Here is an 18,370-nt window from a genome sequence, read left to right on the forward strand (position 1 = left end):
CGCACCGCCAGGAGGGTCAATGCTTGACAGTGATGGTTACCGGCCTTATCGACAACTGCACATTGCCGATCGAATACTGGTCCTTGGTGCCCGAACCGTAGCGCCAGAAGCCCTGACTCTCGTCAGTCTGCTCGAAGCGGAAGAGTATTGCGCGACCACTCTCGTTGAACGCATAGCGGCGCAGCTCCCGCGACTCACTGTTATCGAGCAGTGAGAACCCGAGCAGTTGGTCGAGGCGGCTATTGGGAAGCGCGATACCGGCGCCCTGCTCCGGCCGGTAGGCGAATGCCTCTTTACCGGCAGTGGCACTGCCGCTGGATTGCATGGTGCCAGTCTTCCAGTTGTAGCTGTCACCGTCGCTGAGCACGGACAGCCGAATGTCATCGACGGAAAATCGGCCCGCACTCAGGTTAAACTCCGCCTCACGCGCATCTAGCAGCGTCAGGTTGCCGGCGCCAAGCACGTGCATATCGCCACTGGACAGGTCGGCCAATAGCGCCGTGTCCTCGTCGATGCCGAAGCCGCGGCGCTCCTCTGTCGCCATTGGCGGAGCCAGGGCCCGCACAAGACGGCCCAGGCGGCTTTTGCGGTCGAAGTGCTGGTCGACGATACCGGTTTCGAGAAAGCCGAGACCGCGCTTCATCAGCAGTTGCCCGGATTCCTGCGCCTGCATGCCATCGTAACGCTCTGCCTGCGGCAGGGTCAGCGCAGACAGCGAATCCCCGGCGGCGATCATGGTACGGCTCATAATCGCCGCCCCGGCGCTGGTACCGCCGACAACTGCGCCGCGGGCCAACTGGACGCGGATCGCCGCCAGTAGCGGTGTATCCCCGCCGTCTTGCAGTAGCAGCGTATCGGTAATCCGGGTCTGGTCGCCGCCGACAAACCAGATACCGCCGACTTTTTCCAGGCGCTCAGCCAGATGGCGATCATGGGCGCCACGGAGCCAGCCGCTCTCGTCGACATCGGTGGCGGGGTCGTCGCTGACCGCGACCGGCAGAATTTCCACACGGCCGTCGAACCCGTGCCGCCGCAGATCGGCGCGGAAGGCCTCGGCATAATACGCTGGACGGCCTGAAGCGGCGGGCACTATGGCCACCTCGGGATACTTGGCCGGAATCGACTCGATAAACGCGCGATAGACCGCCGCGTTGTCACCCCGCAGGGCGCCGCCGACAATCAGCAGTTTTCCGCCTTCGTCCGCCTGAGCACCTGACGCCAGCAGTGCGGCAACGACCGCGGTGAACAACTTGCACAGTGCAGCTTTTCTCATAAAAATTCTCAATCTTTCCTTCATTAGCCTGCCATGCGGAAGCGCTCGGCCACCCGGTTCTCGGCAAATACTTCCGGCGACGCGGTGAATTCCTGCCGCTCGGCCCGCGGCGAAAGGCCGAAGTGATTGCGAAAGGCGCGACTGAAATGGGATGCGGAAACAAAGCCGCAGCGCCTGCCTACCTCCTCGATACTGCAACTGCTGTGGTGCAGCAGCTGCCTGGCCAGCGAGAGGCGCAAGCCGATATAGAAACGTGCGGGCAGCTGCCCGGCGAACCGCCTGAATATCCGCTCGAGCCTTTTACTGGATATCCCCACGTAGCTGGCAATCTCCCTTGTCGTCAGTGGCTCGGAAAGATTGCTTCGCATCAGGGCCTGCGCCTCTGCCAATGTCGATCTGTCATCGACTTCGCTGTGCAGCATCGAGCCCCGGCCGCAGCGGCCTCTACTCCAGACCGGCAGCAGTGTATCGAGCATGGCGGTGACGGCATCCTCGCCACAGCAGGTCCAGATGGCTCCATCGCGGGTAAATGCGCCGGGCATGACCTCGATTCCCCGACCCAGTCCCTGCAGTTCGCGCCTGAGTCCGTCTGGCAGGCTGCAGCGACGCTCGTTCAGCAACCCCGCGCGGGCCAGAACAAGCACGCCGCTGCCGATACCGATCCGGAAACCGCTGCGCACCGCTATGCGGCCCAGTGCATCGGCGCACGCGCAAAGTGCAACAGGTGATTGCCGCCCGCCACAGACGACCAGACTGTGGAATTCCCGGCACTGCTGCGGCAGTTTCTGTGCCTGAACGCGAATACCGTGTTCCGATGCGACCATTTCATCGTCGAAGCTATAGAGCAAAGGCGCCCGGCCGCACGCCTGGGTAAAGCGCTCGGTCAATATAGCCAGGCTCGCCATGGAAAAGCCCGGCAAAAGAACCGTGGCTATTGTGCTCGCGGCGGACTGGATCATATCCCTGCAAAAGCTCCCCTGAAGCGCAGCCGGCCGTCGAAATACTGCCAGCGGCCGCGGGCCATCACGTGGTGGACATCGAAGCTGGCCGGATCCAAGATGGCGAGATCTGCATCCCGGCCAACCGCTATATGCCCCTTATGCCGCAAGCCGAGCACCCTGGCCGGATTCGCGGTGACAGCCTGCAACGCCCTTACGAAATCGACGTTCTCCTCGCGCACTGCCCGGCGGAATTCCTCAAACAGGCTGGTTACCGAGCCCACCTCAATATCCTGCAGCGTGCCTTTATCACAGAAGTTCGTCATGGAACCCTGGGCATCGGAAGAAAAGGTGATGCGCTCGGCCGGCGCGCCGGCTTCCAGGGCGAGCCTGAGCGCTGCACTCGCACGCAGCTCACCGGATGCCAGGATTTCCCGGGTGGTGGAGGTAGTGAAATCGATATAACCCCCGGCGCGGGCAAAGGCGATGCCGTGCTCGAGCAGTGATTCGTTGCGGTTGATATGGGTGGGATAGAACTGACTGATGGGAATATCCGATGCCTCCACGGCATCGAACAGCGGCTGCAACTGACCCTTGCAGCCACCCACGTGAACGCTGATCACACCGCTCTTGCCACTCAGTAGCCCGGCCACCCGCGCATCGGAAGCGACCCGCACCAACTCGCTTATGGACGGCTGGGAAGAGCGGTGATCGGAGATGGCCAGTTCGCCGACGCCAATAATACTGTCCACCAACATGATGTCAGTGCGCACACTGCCCGTCAGCGTGGTGACCGGAAACTGGTACGAGCCACTGTGCATGTAGCAGGACAATCCCTGCGCATTCAAGGCCCGCGCCTTGCCGTAGAGTTCGTTCAATGTGCGCGTGGTGGCATCGGTGCCGAGCACACCAATAACGGTGGTTACACCCGAACGAAAGGCGTCCCGGGGATCCAGCTCGGGCGTCCGCGTGGCGAAACCGCCTTCGCCTCCCCCGCCACTGATATGAGCCAGAGAGTCCACCAGTCCCGGAATCAGCCATGCGCCGTCGGCATCCACTGTTTCACCGATCTCGGCCGGCAACGTCAGCCCCTGGTCGATCTTTTCAATTTTCTCACCCGCAACCAGAATGTCGCACACGCCGAGATCCCTCGGGGAAAATACGCGGGCGTTTTTGATCAATACAATTCGTGACATAACAACTGTTCAGAATCCCGTTAAAGCAGCGAGCACAACCGCCGCCGATGCCAGTGCGAAAAGCCAGGCCATCAACGGCAGGGCGAAACGAATCCAGAGTCCCCAGTCGAGGCGGGCAGCCCCCAGGCAACCCATGAGCGCGGCGGAGGTGGGCACAACGACATTGCTAAAACCGTCGCCCAGCTGGAAGGCCAGTACTGCTGTTTGCCGCGTGACGCCGACCACGTCGGCCAGTGGCGCCATGACCGGCATGGTCAGCGCCGCCTGGCCGGATCCGGAAGTAATAAAGAAATTGAACACGGTCTGGAACAACAGCATGCACCAGGCGGACACTGCGCCCGATACATCGGCAAGGCCCTGCCCTGCCCAGTGCAGCAGCGTGTTGAGCACACTCGGACTACCGGGTTCATCGCCCCCCAGCAGCAGCACTATACCCTTGGCGAAGGCCACCACCATGGCGGCCGGCAACAACTGCTGGGCTCCTTCCTTGAAAGCAGCGGCCGCCTTGTTGGCGGTCAGGCCATTGAGGCCGAAGGCGATCGCCACGGTCGCGATGACGATGCCCATGGTGAAAAACTGGCTGGCGATCTCCGGCAGGAAGTATTCGCGCTCGACCACTCCCCAGATCATCCAGCCGATACCGACGGCAAAGAGCAGCAGTACCCAGCCGTCACCGCGCACCATCGGCTGGATATCAGCTAGCGACGGGCGCCCGGCGCGGTGCACCGCGTCCGATTCAAAGGCCAGTGACGAGTTGGGATTCAGGCGAACCCGGTGCGCGTAGCGCAGCGTATAGGCAATCAGAAAACCGGTGGCCAGCGCCCACAACAGCATACGCGGCAAGCTGCCAGACATCACCGGCACCCCAGCGATTCCCTGGGCGATACTCACGCCGAAAGGGTTCATCCAGGAAGTGGCGAAACCCACCTGGGTCGCCACATAGGTCACCAGCAGAGCGGTGATGCTGTCGTAGCCCATGGCGACCAGCAGCGGCACCACGATCAGGGTAAACGGAATCACCTCCTCCCCCATGCCGAAAACGGCACCGCCGGCGGAAAACATGACGCAGAGTGTCGCCAGGTAGAGTCCGCCGGCCTCGCGGTTGCGCGCTATCACCTGAAAGAGGCCGCGCTCCACCGAACCACTGGCGAAGATCAGCCCGAAGGCACCGCCGGTCAGCAGAATAAAGGCGAAGACACCGATGGATGCTCCCCATTTGGAGCCGGAAACCATGCCCTCAAAGGCGAAATTCAACAACCCAATATTGCCGCCCTCAGCAAACAGGGCCATACCTTCCGGCGCAGCTGCAACCTGCCGGTAGCTGTCCGGGTCCACCAGGGTGCGATCGTTTACGACCACTGTCTCGTATGTGCCGGACGGGATCAGGAAATTGAGCGCGAAGGCGAGCAGCGCCACAAACAACAAGATCAGATAGGTATCCGGCATGGCCCAGTGGGGCCCGGCGCGGACGCTTTCCTGCTTTTGCCGTTCGACGTCAGATGCAGAGGCTTGCATAGAATCACCAGAAGGAAACTGACTATACCAATCGGACCGGACCAAGAGCGCGGATGCACTCCCGGTCCGGTCACAAAGCGCAGGGCGAAGCTTAGAAAGCGTGGCCGTAGCGCAGGGTCACAAAGCGACCCATGGAGCTGTGGTTGAAGTGATCCACATTGGCGCCGGTACCCAGCACCAGCGGCGGCTCCTCATCCAGCAGGTTGTCCACCCGCAGGGAGAGCCAGCTGCCATTGCTGAAATCGCGGCTGACGCTCAGGTCGAACACAGTCCAGGCATCCACCTCGACCGCGGCATCGTCCGCCAGGCCGACCGCTTCAAGCACACGCGGGCTGGGGTCATCCATGTAACTGTGGGTGTAGCGTGCGCCCATGGTCGCGGACCATTCCTCGTAGCGCCAGCGCAGTGCGCTGTTCACCAGCCAGCGCGGATAAGTGTACTGCCCCGCTTCACTGACTACACCCAGCGCATCCGACGGCAGCTTTTCGAACTCGGCCAGGTAAGTGGCATCCAGAACGAAGCGGAAACTGCCCCAGTTGTCGGTGTCGAAATATTGAGTGAGTGCCATATCCACGCCGCTGGTTTTCTGCCAGCCGAGGTTACTCAGTTCGAAGTGCGCGTCGACAACAAATCCGTTCGCAATTTCGAGCCCCGGTTGGCCGGTGCGTAGCTCGCCCTCACCCACCACCGGAAAATCCCCGGCAAGCGCGCGCAGGATAAAGTCATCCTCTTCCACGCCGATCAGGTTTTCGTGTTCGATATTCCAGTAGTCGATGGTCAGTTCGGTATCGGTTGTGGGCTTCAGCAGAAAACCCGCACCCCAGGTAGTGGCGGTTTCCGGCTGGAGATCGTCGTTGCTGACCTCCTCCGACAGCAGCGCCTCGCCGCTTTCGTCCGTCAGGCCGTCACACGCACCCGGGGTTACAGAGCAGTCCACCGTGTAGCTGCTCAGCAGGGTGCCGGCACCCACCTGGGCCAGAGACGGCGCGCGGAAGGAGGTGGACCAGTTGCCGCGGAAAATGATCGCGTCGTTGAACGCGTGGCGCAGGGCGACTTTGGGATTGGCATCGCCGCCAAAACTGTCGTAGTGGTCGTAGCGCAGCGCCAGCTGCAGTTCGGTGTTGGACGCCAACGGAATCATCTGCTCCATATACACCGCCCACTGGTCGCGCTCGGCGTCGGCGGAGGTGGAGCTGAAGCCGAGAATTGGTTCCGGGTTGAGGGTAGTGGAAACCGCATCGCCGGACGGAGTATCTTCTACGGTCTCTCGGCGGAACTCCGCACCGATCGCCACCTGCACCGCACCGGCGGGCAGTTCGAACCAGGAACCGGAAATGTTGCCGTCGAGGGCGTACAGACTGGAAACGCCGCTGCGTTTCGCGTCTGTGCGCACGAACTGGTCTATGGCATCCAGCTGTTCACCCTGGCCGTTGAAGGGGTTGTACCAGGCAGTGGTCTTGCCGAGGTCTTCACAGGTTTCACCGCTGCCGTAGCTGGCGCCAGGCCGCGCCAGGTCGAGTTCCCACCGATCGACCAGGGTGCCGTCGGTACACAGATTGCCCATACTGGCGTTATAAAAAGCCTCGGAATTATAGAGGCCGGAGATACCGCGCTGCTCGGATGCACTGCGGCCAATGTTCGCCGCGACTTCCCAATCCCAATCGCTGATATCGCCGCGCAAGCCCGTGACCAACCGTGCAGACTGACTCTCCACTTCAACGGCGCGAGGATCCGGGAATTTACCCCAGGCGAGAATGGGATAACCATAGTAATCACTAAAGTCACCAACCTCGCCTTCAACCACCATGTCAGTCACGAGCCCCTCTGGCCACAGCGGGCTCTCGGGATCGAATGGGGCACGGCTGAAGTTAGCGGGGGAAGCCGTACCGCGTGACCGACTCATCTGCGCCATGGCTGTATTGAACCACTCAACATTATCATTCAGCTGGTAATTGAATGTGCCGATCAGGCTGCCACTCTCATACTCGTCCTGTGTCGCCACAACCGCATTTGTGTTGAATTCGCAGTACTCGCCCAGACGCCCTACCTTAAACTGATCTGCCGGGCAGCCACTCGCACCAGGCTCCTGAGTTTGATCGCGACTTCCCGACGGGGGATCTAGAAAATAGAGGTCGTTGAAACTGGGATAGACACCCTGCTGGCTCGGGCGCACGGAATTCGCGGATATATCGCGGTCGCGGTCGTAGAGCGCGTTGCGGGTAAAGAAGTCGGCCACCAGCATGGTGTGGCTGCGTTCGCCCTTGCGGCCCCAGACCCAGTTGAGGTTGTACTTGCCCTCATCGGAGCCGGCGGTGGAGTTGCCGTGCGACAGGGTGATCTCACTGCCCTCGAAGTCGTCGCGCAGCACGAAGTTCACCACCCCGGCCACCGCGTCGGCACCGTAGGTGGCGGCGGCGCCGCTGGGCAACACTTCGACACGCTCGATCGCAGAGAGCGGAATCGAATTCACATCGACAAAAGATTCCTGCCCCTTGGCAAAGGAACTGACGGAAACCCGGCGGCCGTTGACCAACACCAGGGTTGAGGATGCACCCAGGCCGCGCAGGGAGACGCCGGCGGCGCCCACCGGAGTGTTGCTGGACAGTGGACCGCCGGTGGCGGTGGAAAAGGTGCCGCTGCCACCGCCGGTCTGGGTCAGCTGCTGCAGTATTTCAATCGGCGATGTCGCGCCGGAGGCCTCGATATCGTCGCGGTCGATCTGCACCACCTGCACCGCGCCCTCGGTATCCAGCCCCTTGATGTGAGTGCCGGTCACCACCACCTCTTCCACCGCCTCGCCGTCAGCGCGCGGTGCCCCCTGGGCGACAACACCGCCGCACACCAGGGAACAGCCGATGGCGACGTGAATGGCCTGATAGAGTCGGGTTCTCTTGTTCATTTTATCTTCCCTTCTTTTTACGGGCCCCTGGCCCATTTTTTGTAGACACCGTTAAAAACCGCGAACAGAACACGGGTGCACGAGGCCTCGGCGATCGGGCAAGCGAACACAGTTCAGCACGCCCAGGGCATACCGATCCTGCGGAAAACTTTGGTGAGCAAATAAGTGCGGGGAAATGGGTTCCGACTTATAGCTTCCCTTTACTCGGCGGCACGCTCAACAATGTCGAACGTCCGGAAACACCGAGGCGGAGAAGCTACTCGTCAAACCACTCGCTGAGGTGGTAGTTGGCGGAGCAGCGCTCGATAGCAGCGATTGTAGAAATCTTGCTTGTATTCATAGCGCTAAGCGTTGGCTGGTTAAATTTCTTATTAGAAGAATTCACGCAATTTTTATCACGCTGAAAAAATGCTGTAAAGCCTTTATTCAACGGAAGATTTCCGCGCGGGAAGCCGAGGCTTCAACCGAATTATCTGCTGCGCGATGCGCGGGCAAGCCTGGTGAGCGTGAAAGAACCCGGAAATTCGGGCGGAGCCGGACATTCGTTCCGGCACCGCGGAAATTTTGGGTCCCGTTTACTGGTATGGCTGATTGATATAGAAATTCTGCTTACTGCCATCGACACCGATGCGCTTCGGCGTTACCCCGGTGGCACCGGTCAGGATATTGTACTGGTCGAATTCCGCCAGCCTGTAACGCAACACTTCCTCGTAGAGAACCGGCTGGCCGCAAACCGCCTGGGTGCGCGAGGTGCTGCCGTCCTCCGCCAGTACATAGACATTGCCGCTGCCGTCGACAGTGCCGGTGCCGTCGCCGGTAAAGAAAATCGAGGTGGCCTCGTCGACGCCGATAGCGCGGATGCCCGCCGGCAGCCCAGCCATAAATACCATCAGGCGCCCCATGCGGTCGCGCTCGGCGAAATGGGTATCGACGATCACATCCCGCATCACCTGGGTGGTCAGGAAACCGGTGGAGAGATTGATGTACTCGTGGCAGAGGTCGGTGACCGCCTCGGAAGAGTAGGCGCCGAGCACGCCGTCCGGATCGTAGATTTGCTCAGACTGCACCGCCGCACCGGCGGAGGTGCCGCCGAGCACACCGCCGCGAGCCAGCACTTCATCCAGCGCCGTTTCCAGGGCCGTGCCGGCCCACTGGTTCAGGTAATCAGACTGATCACCGCCGGCGATCCAGACGAATTCCGCCGTGCGCACTGCCCAGAGCACGTATTTGTCATTGGCGAACTGGCGCCGGTCCACCAGCAGCGTCTCTACCGAGTCCGCGGCCAGCAGGCTCAGCAGATAGTCGTTGTAGCCGTCACTGCCGGAGCTTCGCAGCACTACCACGTCGCCACCGCCGATACGGGGCTTGACCCTGCGGGTAAAGGCATCGTCCACGTCACTGCCGCCACCCATCACCAGCAGGCCACCATCGTTCAGGGAGACGCAGGCATCGGCGGCACCGCCGATGAGGTAACTGGTTAGGCCACCGGGCTTCGCAGGACGACTGCCGTGACCGCAGTCGCCTCCGGTACCGCCACCACTACCGCTGCCGTCGGGAACGCCCGCCACGTCCAGGGTGTACCAGCCCTTGCCGCGATAACGGGTTACCTTCAAGGTGTAGAGGCCGGCGCCGCCCACGGATACTGTGGCGCTCTCCGGCACACTACCGGTCTCGGCGCTGTAGAGGCGCTGGTTCGGGTCGTACAGGTGCCAGTCGAAGTCGTCGCTGCCGGCGTGATCGAGGCTGACGCTCAGGCTGGCCGGTTCGTCGACGTTGAAGTAATACCAGTCTTGGTCGCGGCGGTTGGCGATGGTGCCGCTGACAGTTTGCGAAGAGCAGACGGTGCCATCGGCATTCGACTCATCGTCATTGGACTCGGATTCCTGGGAGATACAGGCGAAGCCGGAGTGACTCGCCAGGGCCAGCAGTAATAGCAGTGCGGTTCTCGCGAACATGACATGCTCCTCGATGTTGGCAGTTATTGTTATGTCATCAAAGAGTAACCGGATCGACGGCGGCAAGTGGCGGCCTCCGGTGTCACCGGGAGAAAACAGTCAAGTCAGCGGCAAAAACTGCAAACTACGAAAGCTTTTCGCGCTCTCGCAACGTTCAAATCCCGCAATCCAGCGCATCCAGCAGCATATGGATAAACAGTCCGATACCCAGCCAGCGCAGCGGTTTCCATGGCAGGAACATCATGGCGCCGTATAGGGAAATGGGCAGCATCTTATGCAGGGGATGGAAATTGATGCTGCAGCGGTTGGGGTCGTAGACCGGATCCGCCAGCAGGTGGTCCAGATCCACCAGGTTCGCGGCCAGCATGATCAGCGCAGCCTTTTTCCACTCGGCACGGAAGAAAAACCAGGCAACGGCCACCGGCACCAGGATGTGCAGGGCGATATGGATATAACTGAACATCTTTTATAAAAGTTCTTCTGCAGAGATGGAGCCTAGGCCCTCTTCGATATCCTGGCGGATGGCGGTGCGCACCCGCTCGGGATCGCCGGAGGCGATCGCGTCGATCAGGTCCCGGTGGCGGTCGGGCAGCTCCTGCACGCCGAAGCGCTGGAATACCAGGTGTTGCAATGGCGCCGTCTGCAGCCACAGGCTCTCGATCAGTGACAGGATGATATGCGGCCTGCCGAGGCGGTAGAGGGTAAAGTGGAACTCCAGGTTGGCGGTGACGTACTCCTCTATATCCTTGTCCGCCAGCGCCCTGGTCACCCGCTCGTCCAGCTGCCGCAGCTGTTCCAACTCTGACGGCCCCACAAAGGGCAATGCCTGCGCCGCGGCCTGGCACTCCAGCGCGACTCGCGCGGCACAGATCTCCGCCAGCTTTTCCGGAGTCATGGTCGGTACGGTTACCCGCCGGGTGTCGGAGAGTTCCAGCGCGCGCTCGGAAGTGAGCCGGCGCAGCGCCTCGCGCACCGGCATCGGGCTGCAGTCCAGGTCCGCGGCCAGGCCGCGGATGGTAATCGCGTGCCCCGGCAGGAACTTGCCGCGCAGTATGGCATCGCGCACCTGGTAATAGACCCGCTCCTGGGTAGTGCGGTACTCCTCCTGCGGCGTGTTGAATGCCGGTGGTTCACTCATGCGGTGGCCACCCTCGACAGCTTGTGCGGAATGTCATCGGCGCCCACCTCGATCAGGTGATCGGCGACGGTGCCAGACTGCCAGATGTCGAAGAAGTCCTCCGCCACCTGCCGGCTCATATCCACCACCGCATTCCAGTACTTCAGGCGCTCCTCTGTGCTGAACTGGTAAAAATCGTTGCGGTCGGGGATCTTGCCGAAGGGCAGACTGGCGACGAACCCCGGCGAAGGTGCCACCAGCAGAGTGTTCTGCATGGCCCCGCCGCGCACCCAGCGCCAGGACAGGCTCTTGTCGAACCAGCCGGGCACCATATAGGGGAAGAAGTGCGGATAGAGTGCCAGCCCCTGCGGGTGCTCGAACAGCAGGTCGAAGTGGTAATCGGTGATACCGCCGTCGCGATAGTTGCCGGCGGGCGCGCCCTCCGGGTTCTGCACCCCGGCCATCACCAGCGGAATGGAACCGCTGGCCAACACCGCCGCGCGCACATTTCCCGCCGACAGCCGGGTGTTGGTGGTGCGCAGATTGCCGAAGTGCACCGCGGTGCTCTCGCCCGAGTGGAATACCACCCGGTCCCAGAAGGCGCTGAGACTGCGGCGGGAAACGGCATTGGCCAGTGCAGAAACCAGCAGTGCGGGCCCCAGCAGAGCGCGCTTCTCGCTGGCGAGCGGCCCGCGGCCGCGCACGGTGACGAAGTGACTGTGCCACAGGGGGTTCTCCGCCACCTGGCGGGCGCCGTCCGCGCCCAGCACTGCCTGCAGAATCTTGTCGCCGGCGGCGGTGATCTCCGCCGGGCTGGGCTTCTCCGAGTCGTAGACCTGGTTGATATAGCCGTACTCGAGCCGCTCCAGCGCCCCCAGCGGCTCCTCCATCGCGTAACACATGTTGCGAAAACTGCCGATGGACGAGCCCAGGGTGGCGATGGACTCGCGGCGCCCCCGGAAGAACTCCCCCATCAGCATCCGGTCCAGCTGGCTGATGACCAGCCATTTCGGCCCTCCGGAGGCCCCCACCAGGGTGGAAAATTGCTGCTGGCGCAGGCCCTCCTCGCGGATTCGGCGCGCCGCGGCGGCACCGGCCAGTAATACGCAATTGGATCTTTTCACTGCTGCTCTCTTTAACCCTCGCGGGCCAACACATGGTTGGCCCCTACTCTGTCCCGCCGCTCGCAGCGCACCGGTTTACCACTCCCCGGTGTTCTCCATGGAGGCCCAGGGTTCCTGCGGTTCCAGCGGCTCCCCCTTCTGCAGCAACTCGATGGAGATGCCATCCGGCGAGCGCACGAAGGCCATGTGGCCGTCGCGCGGCGGGCGGTTGATGGTAACGCCCTCGTCCATCAGCCGCTGGCAGGTTGCGTAGATATTATCCACACGGTAGGCCAGATGACCAAAATTGCGCCCGCCGGTATAGGTTTCCGGATCCCAGTTGTAGGTCAGCTCCAGGCAGGGTGCCTGGCTCTCACGCGCGGTGTCGGCATCGCCCGGAGCGGCGAGATACACCAGCGTAAAGCGGCCCTTGTCGTAATCCTTGCGGCTGACCTGCTGCAGGCCCAGCTTTTCGCAATAAAACTTCATCGACTCTTCCAGGTCAGCCACCCGGACCATTGTGTGCAAATACTCCACGCCTCTACTCCTTCTATTTGCCAACATCTACAATCGCGGCACAAATTAAATGATTCCGTTTTTTGAAACCAGTGAAATGTATCAAAAATACTATCGACAATTTCTGCAGACCCCCAGTGGCAGCCCATCCCCCATGCTGCACATGGCGTGCCATTCCCACCACTACTGGCCGGACGCCACCTTGGAGGCAGTGCAGCAGTACTGGCGCGACTCGGCCCTGCTCGCCGACGACAAATGGGGCCCCATCTTCGAAGAGAAGGTTCCCGCCTGGCAGGGCGCCGTGGCGCGCACACTGAACCTGCCGGCGCCGGACCGCATCGCCATTGCCCCCAACACCCACGAGCTGGTCTATCGGCTGATCAGCGCCTTCGACCTGAGCCGGCCGCTGCGTATCCTCACCACCGACGGCGAATTTTACAGCTTCGCCCGCCAGCTTCAGCGCCTCGAGGAACTGCCCAATGTCGAGGTCACGCGCATTGCCAAGGAACCCTACGCCACCCTGGCGGAGCGATTCGACCAGGAACTGCACCGCGCCGACTACCAGCTGGCCTACGCCAGCCTGGTTTTCTTCGATTCGGGCGTCGTATTCCCTGAGCTGTTGCGAATCGCCGAGCACAAACCGGCGCGCACCGAGTTCGTTATCGACGGCTACCACGCCTTCTTCGCCCGCCCCATCGACCTGGGCCGTATTGCCGACCAGGTATTCTTCACGGCGGGCTCCTACAAGTATCTGGGAGCCGGCGAGGGCCTGTGCTTTATGAGCATACCCGCCAACTGTAGCCTGCGGCCGCTGAACAGCGGCTGGTTTGCGGAGATGGCCGAACTGGAAAACCGCGCCGACAGGGTGGGATTTGCCGACAACTGGCTGCGATTCGCCGGCGCCACCATGGATTACTCCCCGCTCTACAAAGGGCTGGCCATTTTCGACCTGTTCGAGCGCGAGGGAGTCACCGTGGAGAAGATCCACGACTATGTACTGGCCGCCCAGCGGCGATTCCTCACCACCATGGACGCTGCCGGCCACCCGCTGCTGAACCGGCAAAACCTGATCTGCCACGACCTGGAAAACGGTCACGGACACTTCTTCACCTTCGACTGCGGCACCGCGCAAAATGCGGAGAGGCTGCAGCAGGAGCTGAAGTCGCGCGCGGTCCTGAGCGACCGGCGCCAGCAGCTGCTGCGCCTCGGTTTTGCCATCTATCACGACGAGAATGAAACTTATCGGCAGGTGTTCACCTAACAGGTTGTTGAAAGAGGCCTTCCGCGGCCTTTTTCAACGCAGCGCTGGGACCTGTGGCGAAGAGATTGGTTACTGTATTAACTCCCCTTGCACCACTAGTGAACCGCCCGCTCAGCTGCCGTTCAGAAAGCGGCGATTAGTATTCCGCCATCGGTGAAACCGGAATACCCCGGAATCCCACAGCGACTTACAAGGAAAAAGTCATGAAGGTTGTAAAAATATCGACAATTGCCCTGCTCGCCTTGCTCGCCACCGCCTGCGGTGGAGAGCGCAGCGCCGCCGACCGCGGCACCCTGGTTTCCATCTCCGCCAGCGGCGAGGCGAGTAAGGTGCCGGATATCGCCAACATTTCCGCCGGCGTGGTGACCGAGGCGGAGGACAGCGAGCAGGCGATGCGCGCTAACGCCACACAGATGGACAAGCTGCTCAAGGCCATCAAACAGGCGGGTATCGATGACAAGGATGTACAGACCAGCGGCATCAGCCTGTCGCCGCGCTACCACTACCAGCAGGACCGCAAGCCGCAGATCACCGGCTATGTGGCCCACAACACCGTGAGCATCAAGGTTCGCAAGCTGGAGAAACTGGGCGAGACACTGGATCAACTGGCCGCCACCGGCGCCAACCAGATCCACGGCCCCAGCCTGGAGATCGGCGAGCCCGAGCCGGTAATGGCCGAAGCGCGCCAGCAGGCGCTGGACAAAGCCCGGGCGCGCGCCGAGACCTACGCCAAGGCACTGGGCATGAAGGTGCGCCGCATCGTCAGCGTGTCGGAAAGCGGCAGCGGCGGCGTTCCCCGCCCGATGATGCGCGCGGAGATGGCAGCGGCCAAGGACAGTGCCGGCACGCCGGTGGCGCCGGGCGAGACGACGCTGACGGTGAATCTGGACCTGGTGTTCGAATTGGAGTAATGATTTAGTGCGGACAGTTCTCTGTGGGAGCCAGCCCTGCTGGCGATAAGAAGTCTGCCAGGGGCACTGCGCTGATCGCCTGCAGGGCAGGCTCCCACAGGCGTAGGATGGGTGAACTACAACTTTGCCCATCCTGCGGAAACCGCCTGCGAGCAGGCTCCTACAGATTCTTGTAAATTTTGCCGTCCTTCATCACAAACTTCACCCGCTGCAGTTCGGAGATGTCTTCCAGCGGGTTGCCGGCCACGGCGATGATGTCCGCCTTCTTGCCCTCACTGATACTGCCCAGCTCATCCTGTACCTTGAGCAGCCGCGCGGCGTTCCAGGTCGCGCTGCGGATGGCGTCAGCGGGCGTCATACCGCCCTGCACCATCAGCACGAACTCGCGCGCGTTATCGCCGTGACGGCTCACGCCCGTGTCGGTGCCGAAGGCGATATTCACCCCGCGCTTGTAGGCATCGGCAAAGGTCTGCTGAATCAGCGGCCCGATGGTGGCCGCCTTGCTGCGCACCACGTCTGGAAAGAAGCCATCCACCGCGGATTTCTGCGTGACCCACTCACCGGCCATCAGCGTGGGCACATACCAGGTGTTGTTGCGCTTCATCAGCTCCATGGTCTCGCCATCCATAAAGGTGCCGTGCTCGACGGAATCCACCCCGGCGCGGATTGCGCGCTCCATGCCCTCCTTGCCATGCGCGTGCACCGCCACGGTGAAGCCGTAGTCCCTGGCTGTGGCGACGATCGCCTCCAGTTCGTCCGCCATGAACTGCGGGTTCTGGCCGCTCTTCGCCACGCTCAACACACCGCCGGTAGCGGTGATCTTGATCAGGTCGGCGCCGTCCTTATAGCGCTGGCGCACCGCCGCGCGGGCGCTGTCCGCACCGTTGACCACACCTTCGGCGGGCCCGGGACTGCCCATCAGCTCGTGGCGATGGCCGTTGGTCGGATCGGCATGGCCGCCGGTGGTGGCGATGGACTTGCCGGCGGTAAAGATCCGCGGCCCCTCGATGGTACCGGCATCAATCGCCTTGCGCAGGCTGATGGTGACATTACCGCTGTCGCCGAGATCCCGCACGGTGGTGAATCCGGCCTGCAGCGTGCGGCGGGCGGTATCCACGCCGCGCAGGGTGAAATCCGCCGGGTTCCAGGTAAAGGTCTCCATATAGGTGCGCGGACCAAACTCGTAGGTCAGGTGGGTGTGCATATCCATCAGCCCCGGCAACACGGTGTAATTGCGCAGGTCCACCAGCTTTTCCCGGTCGCGCTTGGCAAAGCCCTGCTGCACCGACTCCACGCGGCCGTCCACCACATGGATGGTGCGATTCTCCAGCAGCTTGCCGCTTTCGCTGTCGAACAGCTTGCCGGCGTAGATGGCCGTTGCCTCGGCCAGCGCAGAAGCTGAGGAAAATACCGCACAGACTGCCAGCAGTACTGCGGCCGCGCGGTTGTGGAGGTTGCCCCGTTTGGCATTTGTTGTCATTGTCCCACCCGTAAGTTCCAACTTAGAGTCAATTCGTTTTAGGGCGTGTTAACAGACCCTGGAAGCGCAACAATCTACCGCAAGCGTCCCCCAATCCCAAGGGATGAGTTCCCAGGGGAATAGTTGAGAGGAAACCCCGATGAAAATCTACGAATACGCCAGCGCCCCCAATTGCCGCCGGGTGCGTATGTACCTGGCCGAAAAAGGACTGGAAGTGGAGTATGTCCCGGTGGACATCGCCAAGGGCGAAAACCTTACCGCGGCGTACCGCACCAGGGACGTCAATGCCAAAGTTCCGGTACTGGAGCTGGACGACGGCAGCTGCATTGCAGAATCCGTGGCGATTCAGCGCTATTTCGAGGAACTGCACCCGGAACCGCCGCTGTTCGGGCGCGACGCCAGGGAGAAGGCGCAGGTGGAAATGTGGAACCGCCGCGCCGACTTCAATATGATGTTCAACGTGGGCATGTGTTTCCAGCACACTTCCGGCTTCTTCAGCGACCGAATGAACGTCTACCCGGAATTCGGCGAGGATGCAGGCAAAAAAGCCCTGAAGTTCTTCGACGTTCTGGACCAGCACCTCTCCGATCACGAATACCTCTGCGGAGACTACTTCTCCGTCGCCGACATCGGCATGCTGTGCTCACTGGATTTCGGCAAGGTGGTGAAACTGCGCCCGGATGCCAAACAGCATCCGCACCTGACCCGCTGGCGCGCGCAGCTGAGCGTGCGGCCGAGCGCCAAGACCTGACGGGGACTATCGCCGGCGAGGCACCCTGCCCCGCCGGTGACGCCTCCGTGGCTAGGACTGGAGTTCTGGAGATTGATGCAGTGTCGGGAAACTGACTAGCCGCACATCCCTTTGCGGGAAGGGAATCTCGACGCCATGCCGCTGCAGTGTTTCGAGGATGATGAGCAGCAGATCCCCACCTACGCGGTTGCGACCATCGTCGATGCCCTCCATCCAAAACTCAACAAACATGTTCACTCCATTGTCACCGAAACTGTCGATTTCACAGTCGGGACGCTCCTCAATCGGGTATTCCTCACCACTCAGCACCTGCGGATGGCTCGCCACTGCCTCCTTGATGATTTCCACCACGGCGCGCACGTCGGTGCTATAGCTGACCGAGAAATCGACCCGGTAACGCTGCTTCTCGTTCTTATGCGTCCAGTTGGTAAAAGCGTTCGAGATGAACTTCTCGTTCGGAACCACAATATCCTTACCATCGTACGTTTCGAGCGTGGTAGAGCGCATATTAAGTTCGGTCACCACCCCACACTTGCCATCGTCCATCTCGATATAGTCCCCCACCGAGACCGAGCGATCCATCAGGATGATGATGCCAGATATGAAGTTAGAGGCGATGGCCTGCAGCCCGAAGCCTATCCCCACACCCACGGCACCACCGAATACGGCCAGGGTAGTGAGGTTGATCCCCATCAGCTGTAACATCAAGATGGCGATGACAAAAAACAGCATCACCTCGAACAGCTTCGCAAATACTTCCTTGGTGCGGACATCCAGGGTTTCCTGCTTACGGATAATGGTCTGACCAGTGGAGTTTGACACACGTCCAAGCCAGAAAAGCAGCGAACCGAAGATCAGCGTGCGAATGACGCCATAGGCGGAGAGCTTGATGTTCCCCAACTCAATCGACATACCATCAAGCACCGCGACGATATTGTCGAGCGCGCCCACAACCTGGAGAAAAATGATCGGCATGCCGACCCAGCGAAATAGTTTCGCTACCAGTCCGTTGGTAATCACCAGCCGGACAAAGGAGTTGAAGAGCAGTATGATCGCGATGGCCACCGACACCTGCATCACCAGGCCATCGCCCAGTAACGCCGGCGTGAATGCCAATGAAAGCTGCAGCAGCAGGATAGCAAGCAACGGAAAAAGCAGCCGCCCGCAACGGAAGACCAGATTGCGAAGAGGTGCACTCTCAGGCGCGGCAGGTGGCTCACTGAGCAGCGGCACATAGCGACAGACACGCACCGACACCACATAGGCCATACAGTAAATCAGCGCAATCAGCCCCAACTGGCTGTAAAATTCCACCCCTGATGCAGATTCCAAAGCCCGGTTAGAAGCCGTGTTCAGTTCTGCGATCAGGTCATCGGCCGTCATATCCATTACTGGCTGCCCAAGAAGCTAATACTGCCTAAGTGCCGTTGGCGAATGCACCGACGTACGCGTAAA

The 18,370-nt window shown here is 61.3% G+C and carries 15 protein-coding genes; 3 read left to right on the top strand and 12 right to left on the bottom strand.

Annotated features, from left to right (window positions below; genetic code table 11):
* Positions 1 to 16: 16 nt before the first annotated feature.
* The 10 genes from RRF64_RS04805 to RRF64_RS04850 all read right to left on the bottom strand — a co-directional run bounded on the left by RRF64_RS04805 (position 17) and on the right by RRF64_RS04850 (position 12,533).
* Positions 17 to 1,273 (bottom strand): cyanophycinase, encoded by a 1,257-nt coding sequence (locus RRF64_RS04805; protein WP_323844682.1) that lies wholly within the window; start codon positions 1,271 to 1,273, stop codon positions 17 to 19.
* Positions 1,274 to 1,296: 23 nt separating this feature from the next.
* Positions 1,297 to 2,232: a GlxA family transcriptional regulator gene (locus tag RRF64_RS04810; protein ID WP_323844683.1), complete on the bottom strand. Its 936-nt coding sequence runs from the start codon at positions 2,230 to 2,232 to the stop codon at positions 1,297 to 1,299.
* Complete coding sequence (gene iadA / locus RRF64_RS04815; RefSeq protein ID WP_323844684.1) at positions 2,229 to 3,407, bottom strand: beta-aspartyl-peptidase; 1,179 nt, start codon at positions 3,405 to 3,407, stop codon at positions 2,229 to 2,231. The genes RRF64_RS04810 and iadA overlap by 4 nt, the downstream gene beginning before the upstream one ends.
* Before the next feature lie 9 nt (positions 3,408 to 3,416).
* Positions 3,417 to 4,922 carry a putative basic amino acid antiporter YfcC gene (gene yfcC / locus RRF64_RS04820; protein ID WP_323844685.1) on the bottom strand — a complete coding sequence of 502 codons (1,506 nt, stop codon included), beginning with the start codon at positions 4,920 to 4,922 and terminating at the stop codon, positions 3,417 to 3,419.
* 91 nt (positions 4,923 to 5,013) lie between these two features.
* Positions 5,014 to 7,821 carry a TonB-dependent receptor plug domain-containing protein gene (locus RRF64_RS04825; RefSeq protein ID WP_323844686.1) on the bottom strand — a complete coding sequence of 936 codons (2,808 nt, stop codon included), beginning with the start codon at positions 7,819 to 7,821 and terminating at the stop codon, positions 5,014 to 5,016.
* Between the two features lie 575 nt (positions 7,822 to 8,396).
* Positions 8,397 to 9,776, bottom strand: coding sequence for a Type 1 glutamine amidotransferase-like domain-containing protein (locus RRF64_RS04830; protein WP_323844687.1), 1,380 nt, complete (start codon positions 9,774 to 9,776; stop codon positions 8,397 to 8,399).
* Between the two features lie 154 nt (positions 9,777 to 9,930).
* Positions 9,931 to 10,239: a DUF6122 family protein gene (locus tag RRF64_RS04835; RefSeq protein ID WP_323844688.1), complete on the bottom strand. Its 309-nt coding sequence runs from the start codon at positions 10,237 to 10,239 to the stop codon at positions 9,931 to 9,933.
* Between the two features lie 3 nt (positions 10,240 to 10,242).
* On the bottom strand, positions 10,243 to 10,914 hold the full coding sequence (locus RRF64_RS04840) for a GntR family transcriptional regulator (RefSeq protein ID WP_323844689.1): 672 nt from the start codon (positions 10,912 to 10,914) through the stop codon (positions 10,243 to 10,245).
* On the bottom strand, positions 10,911 to 12,017 hold the full coding sequence (locus RRF64_RS04845; protein WP_323844690.1) for a hypothetical protein: 1,107 nt from the start codon (positions 12,015 to 12,017) through the stop codon (positions 10,911 to 10,913). The genes RRF64_RS04840 and RRF64_RS04845 overlap by 4 nt, the downstream gene beginning before the upstream one ends.
* A gap of 75 nt (positions 12,018 to 12,092) precedes the next feature.
* On the bottom strand, positions 12,093 to 12,533 hold the full coding sequence (locus RRF64_RS04850; protein ID WP_323844691.1) for a VOC family protein: 441 nt from the start codon (positions 12,531 to 12,533) through the stop codon (positions 12,093 to 12,095).
* 76 nt (positions 12,534 to 12,609) lie between these two features.
* On the opposite strand from RRF64_RS04850, the gene RRF64_RS04855 reads away from it, so the two are divergent.
* A complete protein-coding gene (locus tag RRF64_RS04855; protein WP_323844692.1) occupies positions 12,610 to 13,773 on the top strand; it encodes a PLP-dependent aminotransferase family protein in 1,164 nt (387 codons plus the stop codon).
* A 203-nt stretch (positions 13,774 to 13,976) separates the two neighbouring features.
* On the top strand, positions 13,977 to 14,684 hold the full coding sequence (locus RRF64_RS04860; protein ID WP_323844693.1) for an SIMPL domain-containing protein: 708 nt from the start codon (positions 13,977 to 13,979) through the stop codon (positions 14,682 to 14,684).
* A gap of 160 nt (positions 14,685 to 14,844) precedes the next feature.
* On the opposite strand, the gene RRF64_RS04865 is transcribed toward RRF64_RS04860, so the two are convergent.
* Complete coding sequence (locus tag RRF64_RS04865) at positions 14,845 to 16,164, bottom strand: metal-dependent hydrolase family protein (RefSeq protein WP_323844694.1); 1,320 nt, start codon at positions 16,162 to 16,164, stop codon at positions 14,845 to 14,847.
* A 139-nt stretch (positions 16,165 to 16,303) separates the two neighbouring features.
* On the opposite strand from RRF64_RS04865, the gene RRF64_RS04870 reads away from it, so the two are divergent.
* Positions 16,304 to 16,915, top strand: coding sequence for a glutathione S-transferase family protein (locus tag RRF64_RS04870; RefSeq protein ID WP_323844695.1), 612 nt, complete (start codon positions 16,304 to 16,306; stop codon positions 16,913 to 16,915).
* A 51-nt stretch (positions 16,916 to 16,966) separates the two neighbouring features.
* Here the strand turns inward: RRF64_RS04870 and RRF64_RS04875 are convergent, their stop codons facing one another.
* The gene (locus RRF64_RS04875; RefSeq protein ID WP_323844696.1) at positions 16,967 to 18,304 is read right to left on the bottom strand and encodes a mechanosensitive ion channel family protein; all 1,338 of its coding nucleotides are present in this window, start codon (positions 18,302 to 18,304) and stop codon (positions 16,967 to 16,969) included.
* Positions 18,305 to 18,370: the final 66 nt, after the last annotated feature.

The sequence above is a fragment of the Microbulbifer magnicolonia genome, assembly GCF_035117725.1.
Taxonomy (GTDB): domain Bacteria; phylum Pseudomonadota; class Gammaproteobacteria; order Pseudomonadales; family Cellvibrionaceae; genus Microbulbifer; species Microbulbifer magnicolonia.

Bases quoted from the DNA above. Each gene is read 5' to 3' on its own strand.
- RRF64_RS04805 (WP_323844682.1), bottom strand. From the start codon at position 1,273: ATGAGAAAAGCTGCACTGTGCAAGTTGTTCACCGCGGTCGTTGCCGCA.
- RRF64_RS04810 (WP_323844683.1), bottom strand. From the start codon at position 2,232: ATGATCCAGTCCGCCGCGAGCACAATAGCCACGGTTCTTTTGCCGGGC.
- iadA (WP_323844684.1), bottom strand. From the start codon at position 3,407: ATGTCACGAATTGTATTGATCAAAAACGCCCGCGTATTTTCCCCGAGG.
- yfcC (WP_323844685.1), bottom strand. From the start codon at position 4,922: ATGCAAGCCTCTGCATCTGACGTCGAACGGCAAAAGCAGGAAAGCGTC.
- RRF64_RS04825 (WP_323844686.1), bottom strand. From the start codon at position 7,821: ATGAACAAGAGAACCCGACTCTATCAGGCCATTCACGTCGCCATCGGC.
- RRF64_RS04830 (WP_323844687.1), bottom strand. From the start codon at position 9,776: ATGTTCGCGAGAACCGCACTGCTATTACTGCTGGCCCTGGCGAGTCAC.
- RRF64_RS04835 (WP_323844688.1), bottom strand. From the start codon at position 10,239: ATGTTCAGTTATATCCATATCGCCCTGCACATCCTGGTGCCGGTGGCC.
- RRF64_RS04840 (WP_323844689.1), bottom strand. From the start codon at position 10,914: ATGAGTGAACCACCGGCATTCAACACGCCGCAGGAGGAGTACCGCACT.
- RRF64_RS04855 (WP_323844692.1), top strand. From the start codon at position 12,610: ATGTATCAAAAATACTATCGACAATTTCTGCAGACCCCCAGTGGCAGC.
- RRF64_RS04860 (WP_323844693.1), top strand. From the start codon at position 13,977: ATGAAGGTTGTAAAAATATCGACAATTGCCCTGCTCGCCTTGCTCGCC.
- RRF64_RS04865 (WP_323844694.1), bottom strand. From the start codon at position 16,164: ATGACAACAAATGCCAAACGGGGCAACCTCCACAACCGCGCGGCCGCA.
- RRF64_RS04870 (WP_323844695.1), top strand. From the start codon at position 16,304: ATGAAAATCTACGAATACGCCAGCGCCCCCAATTGCCGCCGGGTGCGT.
- RRF64_RS04875 (WP_323844696.1), bottom strand. From the start codon at position 18,304: ATGGATATGACGGCCGATGACCTGATCGCAGAACTGAACACGGCTTCT.